At 70.6% G+C, this 6383-nt stretch carries 6 protein-coding genes; 2 read left to right on the plus strand and 4 right to left on the minus strand.

What is annotated here, in order from left to right; genetic code table 11:
- The 4 genes from VKA86_08845 to VKA86_08860 form a co-directional block, all read right to left on the minus strand.
- Positions 1 to 888 (minus strand): potassium transporter TrkG (locus tag VKA86_08845; protein ID HKK71313.1); only part of this gene is annotated, 888 nt, incomplete at its 3' end.
- Between the two features lie 8 nt (positions 889 to 896).
- A complete protein-coding gene (gene trkA / locus VKA86_08850) occupies positions 897 to 2255 on the minus strand; it encodes a Trk system potassium transporter TrkA (protein ID HKK71314.1) in 1359 nt (452 codons plus the stop codon).
- A complete protein-coding gene (locus tag VKA86_08855; protein HKK71315.1) occupies positions 2252 to 3313 on the minus strand; it encodes a GntG family PLP-dependent aldolase in 1062 nt (353 codons plus the stop codon). Before VKA86_08855 ends, trkA begins: the two co-directional genes overlap by 4 nt.
- A 27-nt stretch (positions 3314 to 3340) precedes the next feature.
- Positions 3341 to 3619 carry an HU family DNA-binding protein gene (locus VKA86_08860; protein ID HKK71316.1) on the minus strand — a complete coding sequence of 93 codons (279 nt, stop codon included), beginning with the start codon at positions 3617 to 3619 and terminating at the stop codon, positions 3341 to 3343.
- A gap of 417 nt (positions 3620 to 4036) precedes the next feature.
- Between VKA86_08860 and VKA86_08865 the strand changes: the two genes are divergently transcribed.
- Entirely contained in the window at positions 4037 to 4498 is a 462-nt protein-coding gene (locus VKA86_08865; GenBank protein HKK71317.1) for a hypothetical protein, read from the plus strand.
- A gap of 110 nt (positions 4499 to 4608) precedes the next feature.
- On the plus strand, positions 4609 to 6383 hold a 1775-nt coding region (locus VKA86_08870; protein ID HKK71318.1), incomplete at its 3' end, for a hypothetical protein.

Here is a 6383-nt window from a genome sequence, read left to right on the forward strand (position 1 = left end):
CCCCGCCACCGCGACCACCGACAGGTAGGTCTTGAACTCGCTGTCTCCGAGGTATGCCCCCAGGCGGCCGCGGATCGCCGCGTAGTGCAGCGAGAAGTTCACGCCGGCCAGGAACATGAACACGATCAGCACGCTCTCGACCGCCGGGTTCGCGAAGCCGCCGATCGACGTGTCCTGCGTGCTGAACCCACCAGTGGCCATGGTGGTGAAGGCGTGGCAGAGCGCGTCGTACCATCCCAGACCCGCGATCATGAGCGCGACCATGCAGGACAGCGAGAGCGCGCAGTACACGCCCCAGAGTAGCCGGGCCGTCTCCTTGATCCGCGGGGTCAGCCGGTCGGGGGACGGCCCGGGCGCTTCGGCCCGGAAGAGCTGCATCCCGCCGACTCCGAGCAGGGGCAGGATGGCCAGGCTCAGCACCACGATGCCCATGCCGCCCAGCCACTGGATCATCGAGCGCCAGAGCAGGGGACCCCGCTGCAGCCCGACGGTCACCGCCTCCCCGGTGTCGGGATCCGTCACCACCCGCTGTTCGATGTCCGAGAGGATCGACGCCCCCGTCGTGGTGAACCCGCTCACCGATTCGAAGGCGGCGTCGGTGAACGACGGAATCTGCCCCGACAACCAGAAGGGCATGGCGCCGAACAGTCCGACGACCAGCCATCCCACGCTCACGATCACGAAGCCGTCGCGCTTGCGCAGGTCCTGCCGGCCACGCAGCAACAAGGCGGTGGGTGCGCCCAGCGCGAGACCGATCCCGATGCACAGGGCGAACCACGGCGCCGCGTCCTCGCCCGCCAACAACGACACGAAGAACGGCACGAGCATGGCGATCGCCGTGGCGGCCAACAGCAGCCCCAACACGCGGACCACGGCGTCGAGGTTCACGCCCACGATTACCTGAACAGCTTCTGCACGGCCTTCACGCGACCGGGCAGGGTGAATACGAGCACCTTGTCGCCCGGATCGATCACGTCGGACCCGCGCGGGATGACGACCTGGTAGGGCTTGATGATCGCACCCAGAATCGTGTTGCGGGGCAGTTCGAGCTTGGCCAGTTGGACCCCCACCGCCGCGCTGCGCTCGGTCGCCTCGACCTCGAGCACCTCGGCGTCGCTGTCCTTGAGATCGGTCAGGCTGAGGATGTTGCCGTGGCGGAAGTAGCGCATGATGGCGCGCGCGGTCGACAGACGCGGGCTCACGGCGGCGTCGATTCCGATCACCGCGGCCAGGGGCACGTAGTTCGGACGCTTGATCAGCGAGATCGTCTTGCTCGCCCCGTAGTGCCGCGCGAGCAGACACGAGGTGATGTTCATCTCCTCGTCGTCGCTCACGGCGACGAAGGCGTCGATCTTCTCCACGCCCTCCTGCTCGAGCAGTTCGGCGTCGGTGGCCTCGCCGCGCAGGGGCAGTGTCTTCTCGAGCCGGTCGCCGGCCCAGCGCGCGCGCTGCTCGTCGGGCTCGATCAGCTTCACGTGGATCCCGTCGCGATCCAGCCACTCGGACAACGACACGCCGATGCGGTTGGCTCCGGCCACCATGATCGCCCGCGGCCGCGGTGTGGGCCGGGTGAGCCTGCCCAGGGCTTCGTTGATCCGGCCCGGTCGGCCCACCAGGAAGACGTGGTCGCCCTCGAGCAGCTTGTCGTCGCCGGTGGGGATGATCGTCTTCTGCCGGCGCGTGATGGCCGCGACCAACGCCCAGCGACTGCCGACCTCGCCGGCGATCTCGCTCAGGCTCTTGCCGTCGACCGGGGCCCCCGACCCGATGCGCGCGCCGATCACCTGCACGCGTCCGTCGGCGAAGTCGTAGATGTCGGTGGCCGCCGGCTGCAGGAGGAGTTCGTGGATCTCGGCCACCGCCTCCTGGTCGGGATTGATCATCTGGTCGATGGCCTCGAAGCTCGACTGCCCGGTGGTGTCCTCCTCGCCGGCGCGGCGGTAGTACTCGCGGTTGCGCACGCGGGCCACCTTGGTGCGCACGCCGTAGCGATCGGCCTGCAGGCAGGCCAGGATGTTGATCTCGTCGACGTCGGTCACGGCGATCAGGACACCGGCCTTCTCGACGCCGGCCTCCTCGAGCACCTCGCAGGCCGCGCCGTTGCCCGTCTGGATCATGGCGTCGACATGGTCCTTGGCCTCGTTCACGATGTCGGGATCGGCCTCGATCATGACGACGTCGTGGTTCGCACTCGACAGGCGGTTGGCGACGATCGATCCCACCGCGCCCGCGCCCACGATGATGATCTTCATCATGCCCTCCCGGCGGTCGAGACGATTTCGAGGGCGCGGTCGACGTCGGCGTCGGACACGTCGAGGTGGGTCACCATCCGGACCCGACGCGGCCCGAAGGCCGACACCAGAACACCGGCGGTCGCGAACGTGGAGGCGAGGTCGGACGAGCTCTGCTCTCCGAGCACGTCGAAGAGAACGATGTTGGACTCGGGCGTGCGCACCGCCCTCAGCTCGGGGTGCTCGAGCTCGTCGGCGAGCCGGCGGGCCCGCGCGTGGTCGTCGGCCATGCGCTCGACGTGGTGGTCGAGGGCGTGAAGGCAGGCCGCGGCCAGCACGCCCACCTGGCGCATGCCACCGCCCCACTGCTTGCGCAGGCGGTGCGCGCGGCGGACCACGTCGCCGTCGCCCACGAGCACCGATCCCACCGGCGCTCCCAGTCCCTTGCTGAAGCACAGACTGACGGTGTCGAAGCCGGCCGTGAGATCGGACACCGGGCGGCCCAGGGCGACGGCCGCGTTCCAGAGGCGGGCGCCGTCGAGGTGCAGGCGCAGGCCGCGGTCGCGCGCGCCCTCGAGCGTCGCACGCTGGGACTCGGGTGGGAACACGCGGCCGCCGCAACGGTTGTGCGTGTTCTCGAGCGCCACGATCGCCGGCTCGGCACAGTGCACGTCGTCGTCGGGATTCAGGACCTCGGCCACTCGCGGCCAGGGCATCGACCCGTCCTCGGTGTGCACGCAGCTCACGAGCAGTCCGCCGAGCGCCGCCGGAGCGCCTCCCTCGTAGCGGACCACGTGGCTGTCGACGTGACACACGAGCTGTTGGCCCGGCTGCGACTGCGCGCGCAGGGCGAGCTGGTTGCCCATGGTGCCGCTCGGCACGTAGAGGGCGGCTTCCTTGCCCGTCAGGGCGGCCACCCTCGCCTCGAGCCGACGCACGGTGGGGTCGTCGCCGAGCACGTCGTCGCCGACCTCGGCCTCGGCCATGGCCCGGCGCATGGCCGCGCCGGGCCGCGTCACGGTGTCACTGCGGAGATCGACGGGATCCATGGTGGAACGGTGCCCGGTGAGGGGGAAGGGCACGGCCCACCGCCGCACCCGATCGCAGGCCTAACCCAGCGCCACGCGATCCTTGAGCATCTTGCTGACCTTGAACACCGGGACCTTGCGCTCGGGCACCGGAACGGCCTCGCCGGTGCGGGGATTCCGCGCCATGCGCGCCTTGCGCTCCTTCACCTTGAAGGTGCCGAAGCCGCGGATCTCGAGGTGCTTGCCCTCGGCCAGTGCGCCGCCGATCTGCGAGAGGAACAGTTCGACGGCCTCGCTCACTTCCTTCTTGGTGAGGCCGGTCCGCAGAGCGATGTCCTCGACGATGTCCTGTTTGGTCATGATTCGTACCTCACACGGGCGCGTGGGGGGCCCGGATCGGGGATCGTCACGTTCGGAGTCGCCCCGGAACGGGATCACGGAGGGAGTGCACGATCCGCCGGCCCTCGCCGTGCGATCGACCATGCCCCGTGCATCAAACCCTTGTCAATGCCGACGTTGCGGCAGATCGCAAGGGAGTCGCGGCGAGGTGCAACGCGTCCGGCACCGTGCCGTCGCGTTCGAGCGGCCGAATGTACCGGCCTCCGCCACGTCACGCCACCCGATCCGCGCACGAATCACGGGATCGAACGCGCCCGCCCGAGGACGGCCGCGTGTGATTCCGCGCAGATCGCGAGTGGCCCGTCGATTGCACGAAGAGAGGGTCGCGCCGTCCACCCGCACGCCTTCCGCGGCGGGCCCTGCTCCCGAGGAGCGACCATGCGCGCGATCGAAGGTCTGGTTCCCGCGTCCCTGCTCGTGCTCCTGGTCCTCGCCGGGCCGGTCCTGCTGAGCGCGTGCGACGACGGAGACGACGACACCCCGGCCGGGGTGTCGGCGGACGTCCGCGCGCCGGCGGTGCCGTCGGGCGTGACCGCGACCGACCTGGACGACGGCCGCGTCCTGGTGTCCTGGCGGGCGAACCGCACCGATCCCGATCTCGCGGGCTACCTCGTCTACCGCTCCACCCGACCGGAAGGCGGCTACCGGCCCGTCGAGACCCACCCGGTGCGGAGCAACTCCTGGATCGACGAGGAGCCGGGCGACCAGGGCCCGCGGTACTACCGGGTCTCGGCCCGGGACGCGGCCGCGAACGAGAGCCCCCTGTCGGAGCCGGTCTCGACCCACAGACGACCCGCCGTGCCCGCCACGGCCGCGTCGATCACGACCGTCCTCGACTGACCCCTCTCGCGTTCTGGTACGGGATTCGCACTCCGAGCCGCCGCCGGGGTGTGTCCGGCGGAGCCGGCGAACGGCGCGAGACACCCGAACGGGAGCGCGGAGCGGACTTCATGGTCGGAATCGGCTTGGGGCACAGCCTGGACAAGAACCTGCGGAAGGTCGAAGCCTTCCGGCAGAAGGGACAGCTCGACCGGGCGCTCGAGAAACTCCAGGAGTGGGCACGCAAGTTCCCGGACACCCCGCACTACCAATTCGAGGCGGCCATGGTCGCCTTCGACCTCGAGGACTGGTCGACCGGCGTCACCGCACTCCGGGGCCTGGTCCGTTCGGTGCCCGACACCCGCGACAAGGTGCTGGGCGCCTGCCGTGAGCGCTTCGACGACACTCCGTCGCTCGCGCTGGGCGAATTCCTGATCGACGCCGCTCTCGGAGACGGGGACGTCGCCTCGGCCTTCGATCTGCTGCAGCGACTCGGCGGTGACGATCGATCGATCCACCGTCGCAAGCACACGATGCGGCACCAGAGTCTCGTCGCGACCGGCAACGCGCCGGCGGCGTCGCTGGTCAACAGCCACTGCCTGCAGTTCATGCTCGCGTGCGTCGACGGGGACGACGACCTGGCCGCTCGCGAGGCGGCAGCCCTGGCCGGACTGGACGATGCGCCCCGCATCGCCCTGGAACCGGTCCTGGGCCACGCGATCGAGGAGTACGCGGAGCTCGCCGGGTTCCTCCTGGCCCGCGCCCACCTGCGCCACGCTGCCGGAGCGATCGCCGAGGGCGCCACTCTGGCCGCCGCGGCCGCCCGGCGCGACGCCACCCGCCTGGACGAAGCCCTGGATCTCACCGAGCGCGCGGATCCCTCCGATGACGACCGCGGCCGATGGCTGCTGGCCCGGGGCGATCTCGAGACCCTCGCCGGCCGCGGCGATCGCGCCGCCCAGTTCTACCTCGAGAGCGCCGACGCCGATCCCGCGCTCCGCGACACCCTGCTCGACCGCCTGGCCGCGGTCTCCGACGACGACGCCCTGGCCGACCGCGGCGAGCTGTCGAAGCTGCGTCTGCGCCTGTTGGTGGTCCAGAAACGCTTCGACGAGATCCCGCCGCTGACCCAGACACTCCTGCGCGACGGGGCCGCCACCGCGCAGGAACTCCGCACCCTGCTCGGCGAAGGCCGCTCCGAGGGTCTGCCGAACGAGATGCTGGTGGTGCTGGCCGAGACGGCCCTCCGCGACGGCGACCTCTCCGCCGCCGCGGTGCACGCCCACGAGATCCCCGCCCACGACCACGGATCGCTGAACCGCCTGCTCCGTTCGGTCGAAGACCTCGTCGACGACTGGCCGGCCGATGGACGGCTCCAGCTGGAAGCCCTGCACGCCGTGCTGCTGGCCCGGACGCGTAACCACGAGGCCGCCAACGAGCGCCTGGCGGGCATGTGGACCGACCACCCCGAGCAACTCGCCGTGCTGCTACCGGTCACCGAGCGTTGCCTCGAGTCGGTCGAGCCGACGCCCGTGCTGATCGAGGCGTCGCTGGGCGTCGCCCTGGACGCGGGCCGGCCGGAAGCGATCGCGCCGTGGATCGCCGGGATGCTGCGCGACGACCCCGACGTGGGACCGGTGAACGGCGGCGCTTCCTTCGACCAGGACAACCTGGACCTGGACTTCGGCGGCAACGGCGACGAGCACTCCGACGATCTGGGCGAGGCCCTCGTCGCCGTGCTCGAGGACTCTCCCGATCGTGCCGCATCGGTCCTGGCACTGCTCGACGGTCTCGACCCGGAACTCGCCACCACCCGCCGCCTCCGCCACGCGGTCGCGCTCGCCGCGCTCTGGGCCCGTGAGTACGCACGAGCCCTGCCCGAGTTGTCGGTGCTCGTGATGATGGC

Source organism: Candidatus Krumholzibacteriia bacterium (genome assembly GCA_035268685.1).
GTDB lineage: Bacteria > Krumholzibacteriota > Krumholzibacteriia > JAJRXK01 > JAJRXK01 > JAJRXK01.